We start from the raw sequence: 387 nt of genomic DNA on the forward strand, positions 1-387 counted from the left end.
CCACCACGCCCGGCATCCTCCCCGCGGAAGCGGCCCCCCGCTCGAACCACTGCGAACTCACCGCCGACACCCGCTCCCCGGGCCTGCTGCGGAACTGGGTGACCGCCCTGCTGGCCGGCTGGCAGCTGCCCGACCTGATCGACGACCTCACCCTGATCGCCACCGAACTCGCCACCAACGCCGTGAGGCACGGCGGCACCCCCGCCCGGGCAAGCCTGGCCCTGTGCGAACCCGAGGCGGGCCACTGGGTCGTGCGCCTGGAGATCGAGGACTCCGGCCCCGGCTTCGACCCCGAAGACCGCACCTCCGCAGCCGCTGATACGGGGCGGTGCAGCGGCCGGGGTCTGCTGATGGTCGCCGCCCTGGCCAGCACCTGGGGCGCCATGC

The 387-nt window shown here is 74.4% G+C and carries 1 protein-coding gene; it reads left to right on the forward strand.

Annotated features, from left to right (window positions below; genetic code table 11):
- Positions 1 to 387: ATP-binding protein (locus PUR56_RS31285; RefSeq protein WP_329951446.1), on the forward strand; the 387-nt coding region annotated here is incomplete at both ends.

This window comes from Streptomyces sp. BE303 (genome assembly GCF_036290945.1).
Lineage (GTDB): Bacteria > Actinomycetota > Actinomycetes > Streptomycetales > Streptomycetaceae > Kitasatospora.